The organism is Paenilisteria riparia FSL S10-1204 (genome assembly GCF_000525995.1).
GTDB classification, from domain to species: Bacteria; Bacillota; Bacilli; order Lactobacillales; family Listeriaceae; genus Listeria_A; species Listeria_A riparia.
Window position 1 is genome coordinate 52,131 of the sequence record NZ_AODL01000003.1, and the last position, 24,454, is coordinate 76,584.

At 40.0% G+C, this 24,454-nt stretch carries 22 protein-coding genes and 4 pseudogenes; 16 read left to right on the plus strand and 10 right to left on the minus strand.

Annotation, left to right across the window (positions count from 1 at the left end):
• Window positions 1–199 precede the first annotated feature (199 nt).
• Both PRIP_RS01855 and PRIP_RS01860 read left to right on the plus strand, forming a co-directional pair.
• Window positions 200–1,282 (plus strand): baeRF3 domain-containing protein, encoded by a 1,083-nt coding sequence (locus tag PRIP_RS01855; protein WP_149023738.1) that lies wholly within the window; start codon window positions 200–202, stop codon window positions 1,280–1,282.
• 11 nt (window positions 1,283–1,293) lie between these two features.
• On the plus strand, window positions 1,294–1,842 hold the full coding sequence (locus tag PRIP_RS01860; protein ID WP_036099129.1) for a hypothetical protein: 549 nt from the start codon (window positions 1,294–1,296) through the stop codon (window positions 1,840–1,842).
• Window positions 1,843–2,246: 404 nt separating this feature from the next.
• On the opposite strand, the gene mreBH is transcribed toward PRIP_RS01860, so the two are convergent.
• The 7 genes and pseudogenes from mreBH to PRIP_RS01895 form a co-directional block, all read right to left on the minus strand.
• A complete protein-coding gene (gene mreBH / locus PRIP_RS01865) occupies window positions 2,247–3,254 on the minus strand; it encodes a rod-share determining protein MreBH (RefSeq protein ID WP_036099130.1) in 1,008 nt (335 codons plus the stop codon).
• A 188-nt stretch (window positions 3,255–3,442) separates the two neighbouring features.
• A complete protein-coding gene (mreB, locus tag PRIP_RS01870; protein ID WP_052008675.1) occupies window positions 3,443–4,489 on the minus strand; it encodes a rod shape-determining protein in 1,047 nt (348 codons plus the stop codon).
• Window positions 4,490–4,612: 123 nt separating this feature from the next.
• Window positions 4,613–5,876, minus strand: a pseudogene (locus tag PRIP_RS01875) (MDR family MFS transporter).
• Window positions 5,877–6,004: 128 nt separating this feature from the next.
• Window positions 6,005–7,237: an aminopeptidase gene (locus PRIP_RS01880; RefSeq protein WP_036099131.1), complete on the minus strand. Its 1,233-nt coding sequence runs from the start codon at window positions 7,235–7,237 to the stop codon at window positions 6,005–6,007.
• 82 nt (window positions 7,238–7,319) lie between these two features.
• The gene (locus PRIP_RS01885; RefSeq protein WP_036099132.1) at window positions 7,320–7,565 is read right to left on the minus strand and encodes a hypothetical protein; all 246 of its coding nucleotides are present in this window, start codon (window positions 7,563–7,565) and stop codon (window positions 7,320–7,322) included.
• Window positions 7,566–7,576: 11 nt separating this feature from the next.
• Window positions 7,577–7,888: a hypothetical protein gene (locus PRIP_RS01890; RefSeq protein WP_036099133.1), complete on the minus strand. Its 312-nt coding sequence runs from the start codon at window positions 7,886–7,888 to the stop codon at window positions 7,577–7,579.
• Between the two features lie 300 nt (window positions 7,889–8,188).
• A complete protein-coding gene (locus tag PRIP_RS01895) occupies window positions 8,189–8,635 on the minus strand; it encodes a flavodoxin (RefSeq protein ID WP_036083602.1) in 447 nt (148 codons plus the stop codon).
• Window positions 8,636–8,865: 230 nt separating this feature from the next.
• On the opposite strand from PRIP_RS01895, the gene map reads away from it, so the two are divergent.
• Window positions 8,866–9,624, plus strand: coding sequence for a type I methionyl aminopeptidase (gene map, locus PRIP_RS01900; protein WP_036099134.1), 759 nt, complete (start codon window positions 8,866–8,868; stop codon window positions 9,622–9,624).
• Between the two features lie 71 nt (window positions 9,625–9,695).
• A pseudogene (locus PRIP_RS01905) lies at window positions 9,696–10,552 on the plus strand (AAC(3) family N-acetyltransferase).
• Here PRIP_RS01905 and PRIP_RS01910 read toward each other — a convergent pair.
• A complete protein-coding gene (locus PRIP_RS01910; protein ID WP_036099136.1) occupies window positions 10,480–10,701 on the minus strand; it encodes a DUF1128 domain-containing protein in 222 nt (73 codons plus the stop codon). The pseudogene PRIP_RS01905 and the gene PRIP_RS01910 overlap by 73 nt on opposite strands.
• A gap of 88 nt (window positions 10,702–10,789) precedes the next feature.
• Here PRIP_RS01910 and PRIP_RS01915 point away from each other — a divergent pair, with 88 nt between their 5' ends.
• The 6 genes and pseudogenes from PRIP_RS01915 to mprF all read left to right on the plus strand — a co-directional run bounded on the left by PRIP_RS01915 (window position 10,790) and on the right by mprF (window position 17,434).
• Window positions 10,790–11,647, plus strand: coding sequence for a YihY/virulence factor BrkB family protein (locus PRIP_RS01915; RefSeq protein WP_036099137.1), 858 nt, complete (start codon window positions 10,790–10,792; stop codon window positions 11,645–11,647).
• Between the two features lie 21 nt (window positions 11,648–11,668).
• Complete coding sequence (gene rlmD / locus PRIP_RS01920) at window positions 11,669–13,042, plus strand: 23S rRNA (uracil(1939)-C(5))-methyltransferase RlmD (protein ID WP_036099138.1); 1,374 nt, start codon at window positions 11,669–11,671, stop codon at window positions 13,040–13,042.
• Window positions 13,043–13,079: 37 nt separating this feature from the next.
• A complete protein-coding gene (locus tag PRIP_RS01925; RefSeq protein ID WP_036099139.1) occupies window positions 13,080–13,421 on the plus strand; it encodes a hypothetical protein in 342 nt (113 codons plus the stop codon).
• Between the two features lie 123 nt (window positions 13,422–13,544).
• Complete coding sequence (locus PRIP_RS01930; RefSeq protein WP_052008676.1) at window positions 13,545–14,009, plus strand: GNAT family N-acetyltransferase; 465 nt, start codon at window positions 13,545–13,547, stop codon at window positions 14,007–14,009.
• A 133-nt stretch (window positions 14,010–14,142) separates the two neighbouring features.
• On the plus strand, window positions 14,143–14,808 hold the full coding sequence (locus tag PRIP_RS01935) for a VanZ family protein (RefSeq protein WP_036099163.1): 666 nt from the start codon (window positions 14,143–14,145) through the stop codon (window positions 14,806–14,808).
• A gap of 23 nt (window positions 14,809–14,831) precedes the next feature.
• Window positions 14,832–17,434, plus strand: a pseudogene (gene mprF, locus PRIP_RS01940) (bifunctional lysylphosphatidylglycerol flippase/synthetase MprF).
• 46 nt (window positions 17,435–17,480) lie between these two features.
• Here the strand turns inward: mprF and PRIP_RS01945 are convergent.
• Window positions 17,481–18,374, minus strand: coding sequence for a TIGR01777 family oxidoreductase (locus tag PRIP_RS01945; protein WP_036099140.1), 894 nt, complete (start codon window positions 18,372–18,374; stop codon window positions 17,481–17,483).
• A 100-nt stretch (window positions 18,375–18,474) separates the two neighbouring features.
• Here PRIP_RS01945 and recX point away from each other — a divergent pair, with 100 nt between their 5' ends.
• Window positions 18,475–19,287, plus strand: a complete 813-nt coding sequence (gene recX / locus PRIP_RS01950) for a recombination regulator RecX (protein WP_036099141.1) — start codon at window positions 18,475–18,477, stop codon at window positions 19,285–19,287.
• On the plus strand, window positions 19,287–19,517 hold the full coding sequence (locus PRIP_RS01955; RefSeq protein WP_036099142.1) for a YfhJ family protein: 231 nt from the start codon (window positions 19,287–19,289) through the stop codon (window positions 19,515–19,517). Before recX ends, PRIP_RS01955 begins: the two co-directional genes overlap by 1 nt.
• A gap of 45 nt (window positions 19,518–19,562) precedes the next feature.
• Here the strand turns inward: PRIP_RS01955 and PRIP_RS01960 are convergent, their stop codons facing one another.
• Window positions 19,563–20,543, minus strand: coding sequence for a metal-dependent hydrolase (locus PRIP_RS01960; protein WP_036099143.1), 981 nt, complete (start codon window positions 20,541–20,543; stop codon window positions 19,563–19,565).
• 281 nt (window positions 20,544–20,824) lie between these two features.
• Here PRIP_RS01960 and mutY point away from each other — a divergent pair.
• From mutY to PRIP_RS01980, 4 genes and pseudogenes are all read left to right on the plus strand, one after another.
• Window positions 20,825–21,909 (plus strand): annotated as a pseudogene (gene mutY, locus PRIP_RS01965) (A/G-specific adenine glycosylase).
• Window positions 21,906–22,652, plus strand: a complete 747-nt coding sequence (fabL, locus tag PRIP_RS01970) for an enoyl-[acyl-carrier-protein] reductase FabL (RefSeq protein WP_036099164.1) — start codon at window positions 21,906–21,908, stop codon at window positions 22,650–22,652. Before mutY ends, fabL begins: the two are co-directional and overlap by 4 nt.
• A gap of 154 nt (window positions 22,653–22,806) precedes the next feature.
• Window positions 22,807–23,241, plus strand: a complete 435-nt coding sequence (locus tag PRIP_RS01975; RefSeq protein WP_149023739.1) for a hypothetical protein — start codon at window positions 22,807–22,809, stop codon at window positions 23,239–23,241.
• The gene (locus PRIP_RS01980; RefSeq protein WP_036099145.1) at window positions 23,219–24,454 is read left to right on the plus strand and encodes a hypothetical protein; all 1,236 of its coding nucleotides are present in this window, start codon (window positions 23,219–23,221) and stop codon (window positions 24,452–24,454) included. Before PRIP_RS01975 ends, PRIP_RS01980 begins: the two co-directional genes overlap by 23 nt.

Here is a 24,454-nt window from a genome sequence, read left to right on the forward strand (position 1 = left end):
AAATCATTTCCCATGTTGGTGTTACTAGTTTTCTTGAAAATTTTAACATTGCAAACTTCCATTTTTGTTTACTAATTTTGATAGGAGCCTGTCCATGTAGGGCTTGTAGAAACAATAAGTCAATGAATTAATTGTTTGGAAATATAAAAAAGGGGAAAATAAATTTCGTAGACAAATATAATAGAATGGGTGATTTGAAATGAATTATGCAGAGATTTCAAGAATTAACAGTTTTGCTCACACGCCTTCAGTTACTGTCACAATGCAAACACACAGAGACTTTAACTCATATGAGAATGATCGATTGACACTTAAAAACTTACTAAAAGATGTAAAAGAAAGGTTATTAAAGGACTATGAGTGGAGAGAAATCGAACAGTTGCTAAAATATATCGAAGAGGCAGAAGATCATTACGATCCTTCTACAAATTTAGATACAGCTATATTTTTCATCTCAAACGTTATTTTTAATGAAGTGAAATTACCCATAATGGTTCAACAGAATACAATTAGTATTGGCCCTCATTTTGAGACAAAAAAAATATTACGTGCAATCCAACAAGTGGAACACTATTATGTGCTGGCTCTCAGCCGTGATGAAGTTCGATTAGTAGAATGCTTAAATGACAAACCACTTTTAGAAATTAAAAATCACGATTTCCCAGCACGTAATCATATTTTTCAAACTCATAATATAGAGCGTTATACAATGGGACACAAAAATAATTATATCAAAGAATTTTTTAAAACCGTAGATTATACATTACAAAAACAGCTCAATCAAAATCCATTGCCAATCGTCTTAGCTGGTGTGGATCGTAATATAGCTTTTTTCAAAGAGATTGCTAGTAAGAATGACAGGTTCATAGGAGAATTACTCGGTGGCTTTATTACAGAAAATGGTGTCGATGTGCTTGATATCGCAAAAAAAGCTTATCCAATTGTTCAAAAGTATATTGAAGAAGGCCACGAAGATGCACTGAATAAATTACAAACTGCTGAATCTGGGTCGCGTTTGCAAGTGGATTTAAATGCTGTTTATCGCAGTGCAATAGAAGGTAGACTGCAAACATTATTTGTTGAAAAAGATTATTATGAAGCTGCTGAAATAGAGGACCATTCTGTTCGAATCGGCTCGAGTGTTAGGGAAAGTGAATACTATGTGGATGACGTCGTGCATGTAATTATTTACCACACTTTGAAATACGGTGGTGAAGTACACTTTTTGCCAAACGATATGATAGCGAAATATGGAAGGCTGGCAGCTACTACTAGATATTGAGTCTAAATATAATGCAAAATTTGTTTAGAGGGATAGAGAGGGGCGTACAATGGGAAAAAGAAGCAAAGTCCAAAAAAATAGAGCTTTTCTTACGCACCTATGAGCAAATTTATGGTAACTACTATTTGATGAGTGATCCACGTTTAGAAGCGCAACTAACAGAACACATAATACTACTAAATAATGCTATAAAGATAAGAAATGATTTGGAAATTCATATAATACAATATGAATTGGATGATTCCAAAAAGTTCGAATTAGCCCTATATAATTCCATTACAGATTTGCTAAAAGGATTAAAAAAAGAGTTTCGTGCTAATCTTTTTGTTGCTACTATATCTCTTGCACTGGGTATCCTTATAGGTTTATTGGCTACATCACTCTCCGACAGTAATCAACAGTTTTCATCGGTTATGATTATTGCGGTGTGGGTGTTTATCTGGTACTCGGTGGAAAAATCTATATTTGACAATGTAGCTTTACAAATTAAAAAGAGGCGCTTAAAAAAAATCATAAGAGCACGAATATACTTTGTAGAAGCTGTTCAGAATGAAGGATAATATGCATGGATTAACCAAAGATACAGTTTTTCCAGCGATTGATAAATATGCGTATCTATATGGCTTTTGTCACAGGTAAAGCAAGTGCTGGAGCAAAAATAGTATCCCTTTAAAATGATACCTATAGCATGAACACTTCAAAAAAAGAAGTGCATGCTATAGGTGTTTTTTGTATATTCAAATAAAGAAATTTCTTCGATAGACACGATGCAAATAGGAGGCCGTACTATCCATGATTATGCGGGGAGCTAAGCCGTAATGTCAGTGTAGCAGAACTTGCTTGAGGACATTCCCAAAAATCCTAGTGGAACCGCCAAACCGCGATCCCTTAGGCGTTATTGGAACAGTGGTGACTCCATATTTCGAGTTAGGAAAGCTTACTGCCGATTTACTTAGCGTATGCACTACTTCACAGGTTTAGCGAGTTTGTCGATATACTCAAGCGACATACCAGTCCCAATTGCGACTGATTCCAGTGGACTTGGCGCCATATGTACTGGAACATCGATTTCTTGAACAAGCCATTCTTGGAAGCCTTGAATTAAAGAGCCACCTCCAGTTAGAACGATACCACGATCAACAATATCACCACTTAGTTCTGGGGGACAGTTTTCTAACGTATTTCGAATGGCTTCTAGTATGCGTTGTAATGTTTCTTCTAAGGCATTTTGAATTTCAGTAGAAGTTAATGTTAATGTTTTCGGCAAGCCGGTAAGCAAGTCGCGACCTCTGATATCCATTGTTTTTTCAGCATGTAGGATTGGTGCGTAGCCGAGTTCGAATTTAATACGTTCAGCAGTTGCTTCTCCGACAAGTAAATTGTAATTTTTACGGATATATTGGATGATTTCCTCGTCCATGTGATCGCCGCCAGTTCTTACAGAGTTGCTGGACACGATGCCGCCATAAGAAATGATAGCGATTTCGCTTGTTCCGCCACCGATATCTACAATAACATTAGCAATCGGCTCATCCACAGGTAAATCAGCACCAATGGCAGCAGCTACCGGTTCTTCAATAAGTGTGACAGATTTTGCGCCCATAGACTGAACGGCATCTGAAATCGCACGACGCTCGACAGATGTTGCACCAGTAGGAGTACAAACAACCACATTGGGTTTTTTAATCGAATTACCAGAAATAGTGATAATTCGGCGCATTATTTCGCGAAGTAGCCCCGCTGTGACGTCGAAATCAGCGATCACGCCATCTTTTAATGGACGCACTGCCATGATATTTGTTGGTGTTTTTCCAATCATTTCTTTTGCTTCTTGGCCAATTGCAAGTACAGATTTTGTATTGACATCCATGGCAACTACAGAAGGCTCATTTAAGATAATTCCTTTTGATTTACTATACACTAAGATGTTTGCAGTACCTAAGTCGATACCAATTGTTGTATTACCAAACATTTTTTACCCTCCATATCTCCTTTTTCATGCGTTAATGGCACAGTTTACAGTATAAAGGAGTTTTTTATGTTGTGGTGTGTTATAAAGAGAATGATATAAAAAGGTAACATAGGAAAGGCTAAAGTAGGCGGCTTTTCCAGAAAACGTAATTAGGATGTAAAGAACTTAATATAAATCCAGAATTTAACTTAAGAAAAGAATGGCAGATTGAGTCGCGGGGTTGTTAGTTCTACATCGCCAGAAAAATTACGCTGACTGTAAAAATGGATGCGCCCAGTTCCAATTGCGGTTGATTCGAGTGGATTTGGATCTAAAATGACTGGAAAATCAACTTGAGTCGTTAACCATTCTTTGAGACCGTTTAATAGAGAACCACCACCAGTTAAAATAATACCTTGATCCATGATATCCCCACTTAATTCAGCAGGTGATTGTTCTACCATCACATGTATTGCTTTGACAATTTTGTTTAAAGCATCGATAAAAAGTGGCTGTATTTCTGTGGAAGTGACGAGGGTCAATGTTGGTAAGCCGTTAAGAAGACTGCGACCACCGACTTCCATTGTTTTTAAGGCGTGAGGAATAGGTGTGAATCCCAGCTTTTTTTTGATTTTTTCAGCGGTTAGGTGGCCGATGAGGAGGTGATGAGTTTCACGGAAGTACTGGATAATTTCTTCATCTAGTGTGTCACCAGCGGAACGGATAGACATATTTGCCAAAATGCCACGATAGGAGACAATAGAGATTTCGGTAATGCCAGCTCCAATATTGACAATCATATTTGAAACGGGTGCATTGACTGGAAGGCCAGCCCCAATTGCAGCTGCTACAGGAGATTCAACAATGGTGACGACTTTAATACCTGTCGCAAGAACAGCCTCGCGAATAATATTGCGTTCTACGATAGTTGCACCTGCGGGGACATTTATACTTGCTGCTGTTTTCCGAATGGGTACATGTGTTATTTTAGTCACTCGTTCTATAATAGTTTGTAATAATTTTACTGTGTTATCAAAGTCAGCAACGACGCCGTTTTTCAATGGTTTAATTGCTGTTAGAGTGATTGGGGTCTTTCCGTACATCTGTTTCGCGGGTGTTCCAATGGTGTAGACTTCTTTTGTTTTTGCGTCCAATACGATGACGGCAGGTTCATTGAACATGATTCCTCGCAATTCATTATAAACAACAATATTTGCGGTTCCTAAATCAATGCCAACAGAAGAATGGCTAAACATGAGCACACACCTAACTTTCCTTTAAATTTTTGAAAAGCTTGAGTTCTTAATGATTTTATTGCCTTAAAGTGCTCTATGTAAACCTAAATCACAAAAAAAGCTATACCTATTAGGCATAACTTTTTAAGCTTTCGCACGATTTTGTTTTTCGTAAAGACTGTACATATGGAAGTAAATGAAGCCACTGATGACTGCAAGTACTGCGATAGTTGCAAATGTGGCGAAGTAGCCAACAAATGTGGAGAGTGTAATCGCAAATGGCGCAATAACCTTGCCAAGTGTGTAACGAAGTCCAGCCGCTGAGAAGTACATCGCACGTTTATCGTCTGGAGCAATTTTGGCCACGAAGTTTTGCTGTATTCCAACTGTCATTAGCTCGGCAAAACTAAATAAAATAATAGCTAAAATCGCGCCCCAAGGACCTGTTGAGATGCCGAAAAGCAAGATTGCAACGCCGTAAAGAAAAGAAGAATTCATAAAAACAAGCTTCTCACGATAGCGGCTCATTATGCGTGTAAAGAACACGGTTAGCAAGGCAACACAAAAGCCATTAATTGATACAATCACGCCAAAGAGCTGTTCTCCAGTAAGTTGTAGTGAGAATATCGACGCATCCCCAATCACTTCTGTTATATAAAGCGGGAATAACAAATCTAATTGCATAAATGATTGCGAAATGATGACGCCAGCAACAATATACAAGAAAAATACTTTGTCGGTAAAAATTAACTTGTAATTCTTCAGCTGTTCTAGGAGTACCGTACCAATCTTTTTTTGTCGTTGCGCTTGGCGAAGTTCAGGATTAAGAGCAAGTGGCGCTGTTTCACGACCGAATTTTGTCAAGAGAATCAGTAATAGTAAATCAGCAAGTACAATGGCAATCAATGTTTGCGATGTATAATTATTAAATACCAATGCACCAATAATCGGTCCAATAACGACCGCGATATTAATCATCATGTAAAAAATCGAGTACACATGACTCCGATGTTCTGGTTTCACAACATCAGCAATCATCGCTTGGCTTGCCGGTTGGTAAAAAGACATGAAAATACTAGCCACCATAAATCCAAAAAAAAGCAACATATGGCGAATAAAACATTGTCGACGCAGCAATCGCAAAAATTAGAAAACCGGCACCTTCGCCAATTACAGAAATACTCATCATTCGCTTACGCCCATACGTATCCGCAAAATACCCACCAAGAAGTCCGGTAATAACAGATAACGCTTGCGAAACGATTAAGAGTAAACTCGTTGTTTGCCGACCGATAGAATCAGAAAAATAAATCGTTAGAAAAGGGAATACCGCCCAAAAAGAAATATCGAGCAGTGCTTCCCCGAATAATCGCACTTTGAGATTTATATCCCATGTCTTGAATTTCATCTTAGAAAACACCCTCTTTAAAAACAGCTAAGTCGCTATTAGATTTAGTTGTAAAAAAAGCCCATGAAACGTCGCATTCCATGGGCTAGTTGTGTTAAAGAATGGTGGTTTTTAAATGTGTGTAGAAATTAGAATGCCCAGTCGCCATTGCGGAAGACAGGAACTTTTTCGCCAGATGCTGTGATACCGTCGATGTTCATTTTATCAGAACCAATCATGAAATCAACATGTGTCATACTTGAATTCACACCAGCTTTTTCTAATTCTTCGCGACTCATTTCTTCGCCACCTTTAATGTTGAAGGCATACGCGCTACCGATTGCTAAATGGTTAGAAGCATTTTCGTCAAATAGCGTTTTGTAGAACAGAATACCAGATTGCGAAATTGGAGAAGGGTCTGGAACTAGCGCCACTTCACCTAAATAATGCGAACCTTCATCTGTTGCTACTAAATCTTTCAAAATTGCCTCGCCTTCTCTAGCTACAACGTCCACAATGCGACCATCTTGGAACGTAATTTTGAAATCATCGATAATATTGCCAGCATAGCTAAGAGGTTTCGTACTTGATACATAGCCATTGACGCTATGTTTTTCGGCACAAGAAAAGACTTCTTCGGTAGGCATGTTCGCCATGAATTCTTTGCCTTGTTTGTTTTGGCTACCAGCACCCACCCATACGTGGTTTTCAGGAAGACCAATTGTTAAATCAGTTCCAGGAGCCGTGTAATGTAGCGCTTTATATTGTTGTTCGTTTAAATAAGCAGCTTTGCTATTTAGCGATTCATCATGGTTTTTCCATGTTTGTACGGGATCAGCTGTATTAATACGTGTTGTTTCAAAAATTGTTTCCCATAAAGCAGGAACTTGTTCATCCTCAGGTAAATCTGGGAAAACTTTCGCTGCCCAGCCCGCGGATGCACCGCCTACCACTGTCCAGCTCACCGCATTTGACTGAATCATTTGGCGGAATTCTTCCAACGCTTGACCAGTTACCTTTTGATTTGCCGCGATTTTTTGACCATCAACATCTTTTAGCAAATCTGGATTCTCAGATACAATCGATATAAATGCTGCATTCTCACGTGCGTACTCAATACGCTCTGCTGCACGATGTAATGCCGCTTTTTCGAAAATTTCGATTGGTGAGTGCTGATAACGAAGCAACGTGATTTCATCATCCGCCCAGTTAATAATAACGTCGCTAGCTCCAACTTCATACGCTTTTTTCGTAATCAATCGGCTCAACGGCGCACTTTCTACAGAACTGTTAATGAATACTTTCTGGTTTGGTTGAACATTAACTCCAACCTTGACGATTAATTCTGCATACTTTTCTAATTTTTCATTAAATGTTGTCATATGTAGCACCCCTTTTCTATTCAATAAAGGCATTGTATCTCAAAAAAAAACGTAAAGCAAGTGATTGCAACGCTCGGTAGGATTATCCAAACCAAAGTTCGCGCATTTCTTCCAAAAACTCCGTACTAAGGGGTAGTAAAGGAAGTTCGGGAATGACAGAATCAATAGAACAGTGTGGACAAAGTGCGGTATCTTCTTCTTCCACCCATTCTTTAATAGCTGCGGGTGAGAAAATCGCGCAACAGTAAAAACAACCACAGCATTCAGCCGATGCCAGTGCTTTCTTATTTCTCTCAGAATGACGGTGTGCGCTTTTTATGTTTTCCATCTTATGTCACCTCACTCGAATTCAATCTCAGCCAAAGCCTCGTCCATGGAATCTAAAATCTCATATTTCGTAAAATAATCGAGCCATGCTTGATGTAAATCAGGCGCGTCACGCTTAATTGAGGGCTTTATTTTATCGTACATTGTTTTCATAATATCTTGCCACATCGCGTTTACTGCACGCTCTAATTTCACGTCTTTCCAACGTTTTGCAGGAGGGCGCTTCTTATTTTTCTCGTTTTGGAACTCCAGTGCTTTTTGATAAAATGTAGCTTTGCTTGTTAAGTTCTCGGACATATAAATCGAAAATTCGTTGAAAGTCATTGTAACACTCCTTAAATACTCAATCTATTAACCTTACCATATCCGATTCGGAGCGTCTACTGCCTCGAAAAATAGAAAACTAAGTTCTATCAACTTTTCATGAATTTTAACTGTAGTAAAACATGATTTTAGGTCACGATTAGTCTTTTTCAATCAGGCGCCTAACTAGGGCGAAAACTTTGTCTGCCAATGGCTAATACAGTATTGCGCGCCGTATTCAAAAAGCGATTTCAAAATTATTTTACCTACAAAAAAACACGCAACCGTCGTTACGACAGTTACGCATTTTGGGCGATTTGTTTAACCTAATAACGCATCTGCAAATGTTTTCGCATATGCTTCAGCACGAACAACGTCATCTTCATCAGGATCTAAGTCTACTTTTAGACCTTCGACAGGAACCGTTGCACCTTGTTCTTTCAACCGTTTCTCAACAAGATCAACTGTTAAGCAAAACTCGTCGTAGAACGTGTCGCCTGAACCGAAAGAAGCGCAAATTTTGCCAGAAAAATCAACGTCTGCCATGTCTTCGTAGAAATCTACAAATTCGTCAGGAAGCTGACCATCATCGTACGTATAGCCACCGATTAGCGCGCCGTCGTATTCCAACAATGCCTCTGGCTCCACAGAGATACATTCTTCAATTTCGACTTCGATATCATATTTCTCTAACTCTTCGCCTAGAATATCTGCAATTTCTTCTGTATTTCCAGTCATGCTGGCATATACGATCATCACTTTTGCCATTATCTACATCACCATTTCTTTCTATAAAGTTCTTAAGTTCAAACAAAAAGCACATTAAAAAATGCTTGTTTCATCATTCACTAATACCTCCATTATAATGAATTTCAGAAAAACTGCAAGAATTTCCGTCAAAATTAGCTAAATCGTCATATTCGCACTTTCAAAATGGGAGGAAGCAAGCTATAATGGTAGAAGTGAGAATTTCTGTATGGAAGAGAAGGGATGTAAAAATGATTACACTAAAATCAAGACGCGAAATCGATGAAATGAAGCGCGCAGGAGAAATCCTTGCTGCGACACATAAAGAAATTAAGAAGTTAATCAAACCAGGTATTACAACATGGGACATTGAAGTTTTTACAGAAAACTTCTTGCATGAGCAAGGTGCCACACCAGAACAAAAAGGATTTGAAGGCTATGAGTACGCGACATGTGCCAGCATTAACGATGAAATTTGCCATGGTTTCCCGCGCAAACAACCGCTAAAAGAAGGCGATATTGTCACTATAGATATGGTTGTCAATTATAACGGCGCTCTTGCTGACTCCGCGTGGACATACGCAGTGGGTCAAGTTACGCCAGAAGTAGAAAATTTGCTAGAAGTTACACGCAAATCAATGTACCTAGGTATTGAACAAGCTCAAGTTGGTAACCGCATAGGTGATATCGGACATGCAATACAGACCTACGTAGAGGGCGAGAACTTATCTGTTGTTCGCGAATTTATTGGCCACGGTATTGGACCAACCTTACACGAGAAGCCAGAAGTACCGCATTTTGGTACGCCAGGTAAAGGTCCGCGTTTGAAAGAAGGTATGGTTATTACAATCGAGCCGATGGTCAATATCGGCGGCTGGAAAGCAAAAATGGATGATAACGGTTGGACTGCACGTACGGTTGATGGTTCACTTTCCGCACAATACGAGCACACGATCGCGATTACAAAGGACGGTCCAGAGATTTTGACATATCAAGGAGAAAACGATTAAACTCCAAGCTTAGGTGTGTTGCTAACAAGGCGATGCACCTAAATTTTTCGATTTAATGAAGGGTGAAAAAAATGGGTGAAAAAAGAGCAATTCACAGAACGAAGATACCTAATACGGTAGACTCGATTTGTAAAGAGTTACATACACTTGGAATCACAGCAGGAGATACCGTTATTTTGCATTCGGCGCTTGGCCAAGCAGGGTGGGTGTGCGGTGGTGATATTGCGGTCATTAAAGCATTTCAGCAAGCCGTGACAGAGCAGGGGAATCTAGTTATGCCAGCACAAAGCACAAATCTGTCCGACCCAGCAACATGGCGAAATCCCGCTGTTCCTAAAAGCTGGTGGCCGACAATCTACGAAGAAATGCCCGCGTATCATCCAGACGAAACACCAACATTTTTCATGGGTGTCATTCCTGAGACATTTCGTAAAATGCCAGGTGTGAAGCGAAGTCTTCATCCGAAATATTCTTTCTGCGCATGGGGCAAAAACGCTGCTTTCATCACAGAAAAACATGCGCTTAACTTTGGCTTTGGCGAACAATCCCCACTTGCTAGACTATACGAACTAAAAGCAAAAATCGTCTTATTAGGCGTTGATCACGATAAAAATACATCACTTCATTTTGCTGAACATCAAGCAGGTATCCGTAAAATAAGACAAGAAAAATCACCAATTATCAAAAATGGATCTAAAGTTTGGCAAGCCTACGATGAGCTTGCATATAACAGCGATTCCTTCATCAAAGTCGGCCGTCAGTATGAACAAGAAAAAGGACACCAACCTACAAAGCTAGCTGGTGCTCCCACTAAAATATTCGATATGTGTGACTTAATCGATTACGCGGCACTCGTTATTTCCGAATAGTCCGTAATTCTTCTGCAAAAAGTTGCATTTCGCGCAAGCTTATCGATTTTTTGCGATGAATCACTGTATAAATATCTACAAGAGGCTCATAATGAATCGATTCTAGTGTCAAATTTTCAAAGACGGAAGCATTGGCCATCTTTAATTTGGAAGTAATCTCATTCAGCATATACGTCACATTTTCTTGTGATGGTTTTTCTAAATTCATGTTTGGCACACCCTTTCATACTTCAGAAATTGTAGCATAAAGAAGGGATGCACGCCACAAATAGTATTTATGGGGAAGGGGGAAACAAATGTTTAAAAAACTGCAAAATAATCACCTGGTTCGCTTCGGCATGATTATCAGCAAACGATTTACTGCTAACGACGTATCGGGAAGCGCAGCACAACTGGCTTATTACATGCTATTCTCCATCTTTCCGATGTTGCTTATTGTGGCATCTTTACTTCCTTACTTTAATATCGATCAAGATCAGTTATTTACAACGATTAAACAGTTTGTTCCAGAAGAAATTTATGATTTTATTAATACGAATTTAGACCAACTTTTAAATAGTCACACAGGAGGGTTGCTTTCTATCGGTATTGTGGCAACATTATGGTCGGCCTCCAATGGAATGAATGCAACGACAAAAGCGCTGAATAAAGCGTATAGCGTATTGGATCGCCGCAACTACATTGTGAAACGTCTACTTTCTATGCTATTTACAATTGGGATGCTGGCGGTTATTACAGTAACTTTGCTATTACTCGTATTTGGTCAACAAATTGGGATGTTTATTTTTAATCATTTACATGTGTCACAAGGTACGTTAGACATTTGGAATAATTTCCGCTGGGTTGTTACGTTAGCCGTTATTTTTATCGTGTTTACATTTATTTTTTGGATTGCACCGAATAGAAGAAGTCGCTTGCTCAGTATAATGCCCGGTTCGATTTTTGCGACAATCGGTTGGGCAGCAGCCTCTCTCGGGTTCGCTTATTACGTGAATAACTTTGCGAATTACTCGGCGACTTATGGCAGTATCGGAGTTATCATTATTTTGATGTTGTGGTTTTATCTGACAGGCATTATTTTGATGATTGGTGGCGAAATTAACGCAGCACTCAGCATTTTGAAACAGAAGAAATTGGTCGGCGAGATTAACTAAGACAATAAAGGAGAGAGTATTTTGAGCGAAAATCCAGTAACACAAGGACAACAATTTCCGCTAACAATCAAGCGAATCGGCATCAACGGGGAAGGTATCGGCTATTTCAAACGTTCGGTCGTCTTCGTTCCAGGCGCGCTAACTGGCGAAGAAGTCGTGGTCGAAGCAACAAAAGTGAATCCACGATATACCGAAGCAAAAATCCGCAAAATCCGCAAAAAATCACAACATCGCGTTACAGCACCATGCCCAGTCTACGATGCATGTGGCGGTTGCCAGTTACAACATTTAGCATACCCAGAACAACTCAAAATGAAAAAAGATCTCATCGTTCAGGCGATTGAAAAACATACCCGTTTCCACTTGGAGCAAATCAACATTCGCGACACGATTGGTATGGGAAACCCTTGGGGCTACCGCAACAAAAGCCAATTCCAAGTTCGCGAAATCGATGACACTGTGGAAACAGGACTTTTCGGCGCAGATAGCCACGAACTTGTTCCAATCGAAAATTGCATTGTGCAACATCCAGATACCGTCAAAGTCACAAATCTCGTGCGCGATTTACTCGAAGAACTAGAAATTCCAATCTACGAAGAACAACGCAATAGCGGCATCGTACGAACCATCGTCGTGCGTACAGGAATCAAAACCGGTGAAATCCAACTTGTACTCGTAACCAATAGCAAGAAGTTGCCACGCAAACGCGAACTTATCGAACGTGTCCAAACGATGATTCCCGAAGTTGTCTCTATCATGCAAAACGTTAACCAAGCGAAAACATCGATTATTTTTGGCGAAGAAACAATGCATTTAGCAGGCAAAGAAAAAATCACCGAAAAACTAACCGAAATCGAATTCGACCTTTCTGCCAGAGCTTTCTTCCAACTAAATCCATCACAAACAGAGAAACTATACCGTGAAGTAGCCCGCGCGGTCCGCCTTACTGGTAACGAAAAAATCGTCGATGCGTATTGCGGTGTTGGAACGATTGGTTTATCTCTAGCAAGCAAAGCCGCTGAAGTCCGTGGTATGGACACAATTGCCGAATCGATTACCGATGCCAATGAAAACGCGAAACGAGCGGGCATTACAAACGTGACTTTTGAAACCGGAAAAGCAGAAGAAGTTTTCCCAAAATGGATCAAAGCAGGCTTCAAACCAGATACAATCATCGTCGATCCACCACGTGTCGGTTGTGAGGAGTCATTAATACAATCCATCTTGAAAACAGGCGCAAAACAAGTCATTTACGTATCATGCAACCCATCAACACTGGCGCGCGACATCCAGCTACTAGCAAAGAAATACAACATCAAATACATCCAACCACTCGACATGTTCCCCCACACGGCCCACGTGGAAAGCGTGACAATACTATCGCTGAAATCGTAATGTTTAAAAGTTCTAAAACATCAAGTAGGAGGCAACAATGAAAATATTAATCTACCCATTTGTCGTTATTTTACTGTTGTTAACTGCATGTAATAACACAGCATCAGAACAAAATACTGTCTACAGTGCAACTATTTATGACACCAATTTACGAGTAAACAAAATGAAATGGATTAGCGGCGAGAAACTAAATCTTTCAGCTGGTAATTATGAATTAGCCGAAATAAACAACATATTCAATCAAAAAGGCGATAAAATCGACTCGTCAGATTTAAAAATTGGAGACAAAATTAAGATTTACTTAAAGCCTCCAATCATCATAAAAGAAACCGAACCCGCTCAGATTTCCGCTGAATACATTCTTAAAATCATCAAATAAACACATAGAGAAAGCCCTTGAACCCACAAACTTCAGGGCTTTTTTATTTCCTACAAATCTGCTATACTTAATCCATAATTAAAGAGAAAAAAATCCAAAAATCAACAAACGGGAGTGATTCATTTGTCACTAACTTTACAACTTTTCCAACAATCCGAAGCCGAACGTCAAGCGCTTATCAACTACACATTAACAAACGACACATTTTGCGCCCACCCAACGGCAATTATCAATCTTAAACTAAGCTACCACAGCGTTCTTGTATACGCAGCATCAGATATCGTTGGTTTCTTCATCCTAGATAATGGCGAAGATGTTGCAATCTACACCGAGCAACCCGACACCATCTTACTTCGTGGCTATTCCATTGATACAAACCAACAAGGAAAAGGCTACGCGAAACAATCTTTACAACTGCTATCCAATTTTGTGAAAAAGCATTTCAGCAATATACAAACCATCGTCCTAGCAGTCAATGTTCGTAACACTCACGCCCAAAAAGTCTATCTAAAAAGCGGTTTTATCGATACAACGCGCACTGTCATGGGACCACGGGGCGAACAATACGCTTATGCGCTTCACATATAACTACCAACTTGGATGTCTTAATAGCTCCAAGTCTTTATACACCAACCTTGCAATAATGTAAGTTCCTATTACACAGGATATTTGTTACACTAAAATGAGACATTTCGTCGATAAGAAAGCGTGGCACGAACACATGAAAAATGACAAAATTCGGTTTCTCGTATTACTGATTCCGTTTTTATATATAGCATATGGGGTATACTTAGCTATTGACTTTAGTAGTGAATCTGAATTAATCAATGCAATCACGAATGGCTTAATACTAGGAGGAATTTCCCTTTTTATTACGATAAAAGCAATAGTGAAAAAGAATATCGATATCATTTGGCTTGCCGTTTTTATTTTGTATATATTTGTGTTACATCATTTAGTTACATACATTTCAGTAGGAGACATTGTTAACAGTACGTATACAGGAGCGTTTCATATTCAACGCGAAATGGTGAATTTGGTCCCATTCACAACTATTGAAAACACGTTACACCAAACATTTGTTACAATGCCAACCATTATTCAGCTTGTCGGCAACATTTTACTGCTAGCACCACTCACGTTTTTCTTACTTTATTTCCAAATTGTAAAAAAAGCCAGCTCAGCTTTACTAATTACCGTATTGGTTTCAACAGGAATTGAACTTATCCAATTTCTACAAACAACGATTATTAGTGGTTTTGTTGGCATTACGCTACCTGAAAATCGTTCTACAGACATCGATGACATCATTTTAAATACGCTTAGCGGTTTAATGGGTATTTTAGCCGCGCTATGCATCCCGAGTGTCCGCAAACGAATGAAATAACAGCAGTGAAGGAGATTAAAATAATGAAAGAACGTTTCGCAAAAATAGTCGCTTGGTTCCAGCAAAATAGCTTGAAAGTAAAAATCATCTTTGTTGTATTTGTGTTGGCCTTTGTGACTTATGAAATAATTAGTATTGGAACGACAACTGATTTTGGAACGCTCAAAGAAAACTTAACATCACAGAGTCCACAAAGCATTCTTATCATGATTATTGTGGGGCTAATTGCTGTAACACCAATGCTTTTATATGATTTTGTAATTGTTAAATTGCTTCCAGGGAAGTTCCCGATCAGCCATATTATTACGTCAGGTTGGATTACCAACACATTTACAAATATCGGTGGTTTCGGCGGAGTGCTAGGTGCTTCCTTACGTGCAAGTTTTTACGGGAAGAATGCGAATCATAAACAAATCCTCCTAGCCATTTCAAAAATTGCGTTATTTCTAGTTTCTGGATTATCGATTTATTGTCTTGTAGGGCTAGCTACACTGTTCATTCCTAACTTCGCGGATCATTTCCGGAATTACTGGCCATGGCTTCTTGCTGGAGGCCTGTATTTTCCAGCACTTTTCATCATTACGAAATGGAAAAGTAAGACTTTATTTGAAGACTTACCACTAAAACGTGAACTATTGCTAATTTTGGCGTCCTTATTAGAATGGGCTTTTGCATTTGGATGTTTTGTAATTATCGGTGCTTTAATGAACGAGCCCGTCGATATCTTAAAAATTTTCCCATTGTTCGTTATTGCCTCCGTTATTGGGATTGCCTCGATGGTTCCTGGCGGTGTCGGCACATTTGATGTCGTCATGATCCTAGGGCTAGAACAACTTGGCGTGTCCACAGAACTAAGTGTCGCGTGGCTCCTGTTCTATCGTATTTTTTACTACATCATTCCGTTCGCGGCAGGACTACTATTCTTCGTCCAAAAAGCAGGGAAGAAGTTCAACGACTACTTGGAAGGCTTACCAAGACTGTTCCTACAAAAACTAGCACACCGATTCCTCGTCTTGTTCGTCTATTTCTCAGGACTTATGCTTATCATTTCTGCTGCGATTCCAAATGCGATTTATCATTTGCCGTTGCTTTATAAATTAGCACCATTTAGCTTCTTCTTCGTATCACAAATTACGATGATTGCGTTCGGTTTCTTGTTGCTAGGCTTGGCACGCGGGATTGAAAGCAAAGTGACGAAAGCTTATGTGACAACGATTGTCGTACTAGGGTGCGCGATTTTCAACACATTGGCGCAAGGTTTCTCAGTTAAGGCAGCCATTTTTCTTGGGATCGTTTTATTCTGTGTTTACTTAGCACGAAATGAGTTTTACCGAGAAAAGCTTGTCTACACATGGAGCAAAATCATTTTCGATAGTGCGTTATTTCTCGTATGTCTTGTTGGTTATGTCGTGATTGGGATTTATAATTCACCACGTGTACCGCATCACAAGAAAATTCCTGATTTTCTATTAATCCCGTCAGAGCACGTCTGGATTACCGGATTTATCGGAGTCGCCATCGCCGTTATCAGCTTAATCGTGATTTTCTACTACTTCTCAGGAAAAAACATCACAATCGGTGAACCATTCGATGTCAGACGCTTACGCAAACATCTTTCGCAATACAAGGGCAACGAAGTCACACACACCATGTTTCTACGAGATAAGCTATTATTCTGGTCAAAAGACGATAAATTATTATTCCCATTCAAAATCACTGCTGATAAAATGGTTATCATGGGCGAACCCGTCGGGGATCCGGACTATCTCGAAGATGCGCTGGAAGAACTAATGACATACGCTGACCGCTACGGTTACCGTCCAGTTTTTTATGAAGTAGACGTCGATATGCTGGCATTTCTCCACGATCATGGCTTTGACTTCATGAAAATAGGAGAAGAAGCTTCGTATCCTTGCCAGAATTCACATTAACAGGAAAAAAACGCAAAGGCGAGCGTGCCTTAATGAATAAATTCGAGCGCGAAGGCTACACATTTGACATTATTCATCCAAGCTTCGATGACCGCACAATTCAGCGACTGCGTGATATTTCCGATGACTGGTTAGACGGACGAACAGAAAAAGGTTTTTCACTAGGGTTCTTTGATGTTTATTACTTAGAACAAGCCCCAGTGGCCATTGCCAAAGATGAAGAAGGCGAAATCATTGCTTTTGCTTCGATGATGCCTTGTTATAATGACGAAATGACATCCATTGATTTAATGCGCTATGGCAAAGATGCACCGAGTGGCATTATGGATTTCCTTTTCATTAACCTGTTCCAACACGGACAAGCAGAAGGCTATCAAATTTTCAATGCTGGTATGGCGCCACTGTCTAACGTAGGCTCCTCGCAGTTTGCTTTTTTAGGCGAACGATTAGCTGGATTAGTATATCGCTATAGCCAAGGATTCTACGGCTTTCAAGGCTTGCGCAACTACAAATCCAAATACGTCACCACCTGGGTCCAAAAATTCGTAGCCTTCCGCAAACGTAGCTCTATCGCGTTCACGATGCTACAACTTATGGTGTTGGTAGGTAAGAAACGTCCGCTATCTAAAGCGCAAATCATCGAAGAACGGGAAGAAGACATGATAGAAGAACTTATTGCCGAAGAACCAAAATAAAATAAGGCGTCAGAGATTTCAAGAAAAGTCTCTAGCGCCTTATTTTTTATTCCTCTATTAAATTCGTTAACGCGTCCTGGATTTTTGGAAAGGCAAATTCAAAGTTTTGATTGAGCAGTTTTTGCGGATATACGCGCTGGCCTTCCAATACTAACATGGCACGCTCGCCTAAAATGAGTCGAATCATCGCAGCGGGAGTTGCAATTTTTGCTGGGCGTCTCATCACTTGGCCGAGAAGTTCTGCGAATTTTTTCTGTTGGACCGGGTGGGGAGCTGTAATATTTACTACTCCTTCCAACGCCTCTGTTTCCATAATGAACAGCAACGCTCGAACTACGTCATCAATATGAATCCAAGAATACCACTGATTGCCGTCACCAAGCGGACCACCAGCCAAATATGAAAATTGTTTCGTAAGTAGTGGCAATGAACCACCGTCCGTTCCTAAAATCAGCCCAAATCGCGTAAACACTGTCCGAATACCAGAAGCTCGCGCTGCTTTTTCCCAAGAAATCACGGTTTCAGCTAAGAAATTATCAGCTGCCTCATGTTCTTCTGTATCCAAAAAGAACGTTGTTTGTGAAGTTGGATAAAAGCCAATCGCGCTCGCATTAATTAACAGTTTAGGTTTCGGCTGTAAGTCATGAATAAGCGATACAAGCGCTTCTGTCGCCATTTCCCGGCTTTCTAAAATCAGTTGTTTTCGACTTTCCGTCCACCGTTTATCCGCAATTGCCGCACCCGCCAAATTAATACATACATCTATAGTAATTCCCGACAAATCGGGTTGTTTGCCATTGAGCCAAGTGAGATAATGTATTTTTTCCGAACCTGTTTGTTCCTGCCGCGTCAAAATATAAACCGTGTCGCCTCTCGCAACGAGTTCCTTCACAAGATGTGTACCTACAAAACCAGTTCCACCAGTTATTAAAATATTCATATTGTTCACCCCTATGTTAGTTTTATAATACATTTCCCTTTTAGATAGCTTTAAAACGAGTTATTGCGTATGATAGAATAGAGAGTAGGAGGCGATACTAGTGAAAATATCATCCGTTTCACAACAGCAAAAAAATAAAGAACGATATAACGTCTTCGTCGCTGGGAAATATTTGTTTAGCGTGGACGAGGTTGTCCTTGCCAAATACCAGCTCTTTAAAGATCGCGAGGTCACTGAAACGGAATTAGCTGAAATTCAAGAGGAAGACGCAATTCGACGCGGTTTAAATAAAGCCATTCAATTCTTGGCACACCGTGTTCGCTCGGAAAAAGAAATTCGTACGCATCTAACCAAAGCCGAAATGGAAGAAGATGAGATTAACATCGTTATTGCACGCTTGGCAGAAATGAAGTATATCAATGACTTGGAATTTGCGCACCTGTATGTCCGCACCCAAATGAACACAACATCCAAAGGGCCGCGTCAAATCGAACGCGAGCTTGTCGGAAAAGGCATCGTTCGCGAATACATCGAAGAGGCTTTACTTGATTTTAAAGACGATACCCAGCTAGAAAATGCGGTCAAACTCGCCACGAAAATCGTCAACCGTAGCCGCAAATCCGCCAAACGCCAGCTCCAACAAAAGCTAATGACGGAACTATTGCAAAAAGGCTACACGACCGAACTTGCCCAAGAAGCCACCATCATCGCACTTGAAGAATTCTCCGAAGAGCAAGAACAAGATATTCTAGGCGAACAAATCGCTAAACTCATACGGAAGAACTTACGCTACGGTCCAGCTAAATGTCGCCAAAAAACAATCACATCACTACAACAAAAAGGTTTTTCGTATACGACAATTCAAGAATATATGCTAGAACATGAAATCAATTTTGAAGAGGAGCAAGAGTAATGCAAGCTTATTTTGAGAAATTACAAGCCGAATTAATGAAAGTAAACCCGAATCTAACAGCAGACGAAGCCCTATGGTGGGTGGAAATGCTTTGGTCAGATTTTGAAGCAAGTTATGCAAAAGCAGGTTATCCGTACCGCGGAGAAGAATATGCCAGTGATTATGTAGCAAAACAGATCCAACAACACGGTGCTTCACTTCATTTAGTGGAACGTAAAGATAGAAACTAAAAAACAGACCTTCTCTTACATTTCAAGAGCGGGTCTGTTTTTGTATTAGTTTGTAACGGGGTGCAATTTCTTGTGCAGTTTCTCGTCGCTGAAAATCCAGCCAGTATAAGAAGATAGGATTTGTAAATCGTCATCTAATTTCACAACGGCAACGAATGGATAATGGCCATTACTGCGATATCTTAAATCGGTAAATGTGACATATGTGCCGTCCATTTTTTCTTCGATGCGCCAGTTGTAGACTTTAGAGAACGAGACAAATGCAGCTAAATTCTTATCTTTCATCGCGGCATGAATAATGTCATTATCAGGCACCGGCAAGCGATCAAATTTCTCATAAATCGAGATATTACGTTTAAATGCGCGACCCACGTAATAATGATCTTTCGTTGTTACAGCGACGCGCCACTGGAAGAAACGAATCGTAGAAGCAACAATGACTTCCTCCGAGTCCGGAATCAAATTCTTCACGGCATGCGTGATAACTCGCTGCGTGATATACCTCGCGACATAGTAAACTGCAAGTATCGCATAAAGCGTAAAGAATGTTGTCGTTGCGGGCGCACCAAGCAACCAAATAATAATCGCAACAACATGGGAACCGAAAATAAAGATATCAAAGGTATTTATAAACCCGAAGGCGACCCAAGTGTCCTTAAACGGCCTAATTGCCTGCGTCCCATACGCGTTGAAAATATCAACAAAAATGTGCAGACAAACCGCGACAAACGTCCAGAGTAGCAAATGCCAGAACGGCGCCGCTGGAAAGATTAAATATAGAATAACAGAAAGCAACAATGGCCAAATCGCTAGACCTGGAAGTGAATGCGTTATTCCTCTATGATTGCGAATATAATCCGCGTTATTTTTTAATTTCAGAACAGTATCAATGTCCGGTATTTGTGAGCCAATAATGGTGGCTGTCATGATACCAATGGCAGCGGAACTACCGACGATAGCAGGGTCAACAGCTGTAGCAACTGCACCTAAGGCAATCCCCATTACGACATGTGTACCAGTATCCAATGTATTTCCTCCTCAAAATAAGACTAGCATTCCATCAACAACAAAAAGCCAGTATTGAGATGTCTTCAAACAAGGCTTCCAATCTTATTTTTCAATTTACGAAAACTTCCTCATAAAGCAATTGACTGTCCAATTAAAGCTCGATTCTGTATAATAGAAACGTTGCTAAAAATTGAGGCGGGGGGAAGTTTTTTTTCCTACTTACATTATACTACAGAATCCGTCCAAACGTGCATTAGAAAACTATGAGAATATACACAGAAAACGAGGAGTAATACACGATGAATTGGAATGATGAAAAAGTAATCGCGTTTAGGAAATCCCTAATCGACTGGTATGAAACAAATAAGCGTGTCTTACCATGGCGTGAAAATACGGAAGCTTACCGCATTTGGGTTTCAGAAATTATGCTTCAACAAACAAAAGTCGACACAGTTATGCCATATTTTAATCGTTTCATGGAATGGTTTCCAACGATGAAAGATTTCGCGGACGCCCCAGAAGAGCGGATCTTAAAAGCCTGGGAAGGACTTGGCTACTATTCGCGTGTCCGAAATTTACAAGCTGCGATGAAAACGGTCGTCTACGAAATGAACGGTATTGTTCCGAATGATTTAGAAGGAATTTTGGCATTAAAAGGGGTTGGACCATACACAGCCGGTGCCGTTTTAAGCATCGCCTATGAAAAAGCAGAGCCAGCCGTCGATGGGAACGTCATGCGCGTCATCTCACGGGTGCTCGAAATTGACGAAGACATCATGAAACAAAAAACACGCAAAACATTTGAAAAAGCTTTGTACACACTGATTGATCCAGACAAACCAGGCGAATTTAATCAAGGTCTAATGGAAATCGGCGCACTTGTTTGCACACCGAAGAAACCGATGTGTCTCATCTGCCCACTGCAATCCTTTTGCGAAGCCCATCAAAAAGGCGAAGAAGAGAAATACCCAGTTAAAATCAAAAAAAACAAAAAGTCAAAAAAAGTCTTCCTATCTTCCGTTATTGTCAAACAAGGCGAGGAGCAGTTCATCATCGAACAACGTCCAGACACAGGCCTGCTCGCAAATCTTTGGCAATTTCCAACCGTCACAAAGACCGATAACCAAGAAGCACTCAAACTAGCATTTCTCCAAGAATACGGCATCGAGCTAGAATTAGAACCAGAACCAATCACACACGTCAAACATATTTTTTCACATCTCGTTTGGGAAGTCGATGTTTTCGTAGCGCAAGCGATTACCACACAACCAAGCGATTTAAAAATAAAAAACTGTCACGAAAGCAGAAATGGAGCACCTGGCATTTCCAGTCCCATATCAAAAAAATGTGGCAAGCATTTCAAAAAGGGGAGACAATATCATGAATAAAGTAGCATTAGTAACAGGAAGTAGCCGCGGAATCGGACGTGAAATCGCGTTAGATTTAGCAAAACAAGGATATGATATCGCGATTAATTTTGCTAGAAGTAGAAGCAAGGCAGAGGAAGTAGCAAAAGAAGTAGAAGCACTAGGTCAAAAAGCCGTCTTAGTGCGCGCCAATGTAGGAGATGTCTCGAAATTAAAAGGCATGTTCGAGGAGATTGATGAAGCGTTCGGCCGCCTAGACGTATTAGTAAACAACGCAGCAAGTGGCGTATTGCGTCCCATCATGGAATTAACCGAATCGCATTGGGATTGGACAATGGACATCAATGCCAAAGCGTTATTATTCGCAAGCCAACAAGCAGCAAAAAGAATGCAACAAAACGGCGGCGGAAAAATTGTAAGCCTGAGCTCAATCGGAGCCATCCGTTATTTAGAAAACTACACAACGGTGGGCGTCTCGAAAGCCGCAGTAGAATCATTGACTCGCTACTTAGCCGTAGAACTAGCTCCGATGGGAATTTCCGTCAATGCTGTTTCAGGCGGATTGATTGAAACAGACGCGCTAGATCATTTCCCGAATCGGGAAGAATTGCTAGCAGATGCCGTTTCTAAAACACCTGCAGGACGTATGGTTGCCGCATCGGATTTAGTGAAAACCGTATCGTTTTTAGTAAGTGACCAAGCAGATATGATTCGCGGGCAGACGATTGTGGTAGACGGTGGCAGGACTTTGTTGGTTTGAGTGGAGAGGTTAGAGCTTCAATGGATTTCATGTCCATCGAGGCTTTTTTTAATTACTTTGTATATCACTTCTCGCAATCGTTTACAAAAAACTCGGAATATGTTACCATTTTATAGAAGATGACTTACATTTATTACAGTATAAAAGGAGGTTCATGATGCAAAAAAAATACATATGGTTGATTTCGATTGCTGCTGTTATCGTAATTATTTTGATTGGAGGTAAAATTTATATGAATAGTTTGGATAAGAAAGAAGTTGAACATGAAAAAAAGGTGCAACAATTAGTAAAGGCTGAGGAATACATGGCACTATATTTGGTTCGCAATTATGAAGGTGTGCACACTATAGAATTTCATCCAGTTACTCAAACAAAAGAAACTGGGTTTTGGCATGGATCTATCGATGTTAACAATGGTAGTACATTGACCTTTTCGATGCGTAATCTATCTGACTTTGATGATATAGGTATTCGAGTTAACCCTAAAACATTCGATTTAAATAAGAAAAAAAAGAGTTTAAATGAAGATTTGGAGAATGTTAAAATAAAGTATTGGAGGGGGAATAATGGCGACGGAACGGGATTATAATGTTTTCGCAGATGAAGCATACCAAATAGATAAGGCACGAGCAAAAAATGAAGACAGAGCTCCATTGCTAAAAGGTGATATCTTAGAAGGAACAAAATTATCGCAGTCTTATATAGTGTTGGAAGTAGCAGACAACAATAAAAATGGTATGCAGGCAATGGCTGTGGCGCCGATTAAAGATGGCATTGCGGATACATCTGAAATAATAATCGCATATGCAGGAACCGATTTTGATGACAAATTAGATGTGCTAACAGACACCACCACTATAGTTGGAGGAGACGTAAATTTATCCATTCCACAATGGTGGAGCGCCCCTAAAAAGATTGACGGACAAGCCATTTCAGCGCAAAAATTCGCAACAAGTATAAAAAATAGCTACCCTAACGCAGTAATTACAACAACAGGCCATTCTCTCGGTGAATATTTAGCGATTTACATAGCAGCAGAAAATCAATGGAAAAATACAGGCTTCAATGGACCTGACCCATATAATATTCTATCTGATGATGCAAAAAAATGGATTAAAGAAAATCCAGGTTTACTAGCTAACTATCGAAATAATTACGATAAAATTGGTAATTTTGGTGGCAATAAAACTGGCGCGGCAATTTTACTAGACGTATCAAAAGGTGGCTATAATCCGGCAAAATCTCTAGACTATCACGGTTTAAGTACATGGCAGTTTGACAAAAGTGGCAACTTGGTAGCGCCAGGTCGTTCAAGCAGAGATTCACGCTTGGCTCAAATGGAGGCCACCACGCGATATCAATTATGGAATCTTTCTGTGTTATCAAATAAACTACGAAAAAATCATGGTGGACTATCTTCATCGGAAGAAATATTCATCAATAGCAGAGAAGCATTGATTGTAGTAAACGGTGTTTCAACCATGATGCAGGATGGTTTGAATACTGTTATCAAAGAATACCAACAAGCAATCAATGAAGCAGAGGCACTATGGAAAGAGACTGTAGAGCGTGCGCAGGGAATTGGTATGGATTTAAGTTATGAGGAAGTAATGGGAGCTCTAGCTAGTGGAGGAGCGACCCAAGCAAATATTGTCGGCGAAACAACCGCCTTTTATGAACAAAGAATAGCTAGTGCCAAGCAAATGCTGGAGGAATACACCACATTAATCACTGAAATTCAAACGAGCATTGACCAGCAATTAGTGAAGGATCAGCAGTTAGCAAAAGACATTCAATTTTGA

Excerpts from the sequence above, each read along its gene's own strand:
- PRIP_RS01855 (WP_149023738.1), top strand. The coding sequence starts at position 200 with ATGAATTATGCAGAGATTTCAAGAATTAACAGTTTTGCTCACACGCCT.
- PRIP_RS01860 (WP_036099129.1), top strand. The coding sequence starts at position 1,294 with ATGCAAAATTTGTTTAGAGGGATAGAGAGGGGCGTACAATGGGAAAAA.
- mreBH (WP_036099130.1), bottom strand. The coding sequence starts at position 3,254 with ATGTTTGGTAATACAACAATTGGTATCGACTTAGGTACTGCAAACATC.
- mreB (WP_052008675.1), bottom strand. The coding sequence starts at position 4,489 with ATGTTTAGCCATTCTTCTGTTGGCATTGATTTAGGAACCGCAAATATT.
- PRIP_RS01880 (WP_036099131.1), bottom strand. The coding sequence starts at position 7,237 with ATGACAACATTTAATGAAAAATTAGAAAAGTATGCAGAATTAATCGTC.
- PRIP_RS01885 (WP_036099132.1), bottom strand. The coding sequence starts at position 7,565 with ATGGAAAACATAAAAAGCGCACACCGTCATTCTGAGAGAAATAAGAAA.
- PRIP_RS01890 (WP_036099133.1), bottom strand. The coding sequence starts at position 7,888 with ATGACTTTCAACGAATTTTCGATTTATATGTCCGAGAACTTAACAAGC.
- PRIP_RS01895 (WP_036083602.1), bottom strand. The coding sequence starts at position 8,635 with ATGGCAAAAGTGATGATCGTATATGCCAGCATGACTGGAAATACAGAA.
- map (WP_036099134.1), top strand. The coding sequence starts at position 8,866 with ATGATTACACTAAAATCAAGACGCGAAATCGATGAAATGAAGCGCGCA.
- PRIP_RS01910 (WP_036099136.1), bottom strand. The coding sequence starts at position 10,701 with ATGAATTTAGAAAAACCATCACAAGAAAATGTGACGTATATGCTGAAT.
- PRIP_RS01915 (WP_036099137.1), top strand. The coding sequence starts at position 10,790 with ATGTTTAAAAAACTGCAAAATAATCACCTGGTTCGCTTCGGCATGATT.
- PRIP_RS01925 (WP_036099139.1), top strand. The coding sequence starts at position 13,080 with ATGAAAATATTAATCTACCCATTTGTCGTTATTTTACTGTTGTTAACT.
- PRIP_RS01935 (WP_036099163.1), top strand. The coding sequence starts at position 14,143 with ATGAAAAATGACAAAATTCGGTTTCTCGTATTACTGATTCCGTTTTTA.
- PRIP_RS01945 (WP_036099140.1), bottom strand. The coding sequence starts at position 18,374 with ATGAATATTTTAATAACTGGTGGAACTGGTTTTGTAGGTACACATCTT.
- PRIP_RS01955 (WP_036099142.1), top strand. The coding sequence starts at position 19,287 with ATGCAAGCTTATTTTGAGAAATTACAAGCCGAATTAATGAAAGTAAAC.
- fabL (WP_036099164.1), top strand. The coding sequence starts at position 21,906 with ATGAATAAAGTAGCATTAGTAACAGGAAGTAGCCGCGGAATCGGACGT.
- PRIP_RS01975 (WP_149023739.1), top strand. The coding sequence starts at position 22,807 with ATGATGCAAAAAAAATACATATGGTTGATTTCGATTGCTGCTGTTATC.
- PRIP_RS01980 (WP_036099145.1), top strand. The coding sequence starts at position 23,219 with ATGGCGACGGAACGGGATTATAATGTTTTCGCAGATGAAGCATACCAA.